The sequence below is a fragment of the Gilvimarinus sp. 1_MG-2023 genome (assembly GCF_030548285.1).
Map to the genome: position 1 here is coordinate 1 of NZ_JAUOSC010000621.1, position 315 is coordinate 315.

The window sequence follows — 315 nt, forward strand, 5'->3', positions numbered from 1 at the left end:
GCGCTAAACAGCTTCGGCAAGTTGAGCTGGGAAACCGGCTTGCCGGACTGGGCCGGGTATCACCGGGTCGCCAGTCCGTTTGATTATCCGAATCTGGGCCAGCTGGAAGTGGTGCAGTTGGGGTCTGATCCCAAAAGTGATCAGTTTCAGACGGATATAGAGCAATGGATGAAAGCGCAGCTGGATTTGGGGCAAGGGACGCTGGTGTTGTTCAGCTCCCGTGCCCAGCTCGAAGCCACGCGGGATACTTTTATTCGGGACTGGTATGAAACCTTGTTGTGTCAGGGTTTTTTACCCAAAGGCGAAATCGTACTC

Annotated in this window: 1 pseudogene; it reads left to right on the forward strand. The window is 54.3% G+C overall.

The features are described from left to right. A pseudogene (locus tag Q4563_RS18350) lies at positions 1 to 315 on the forward strand (ATP-dependent DNA helicase DinG); the annotation flags it as partial.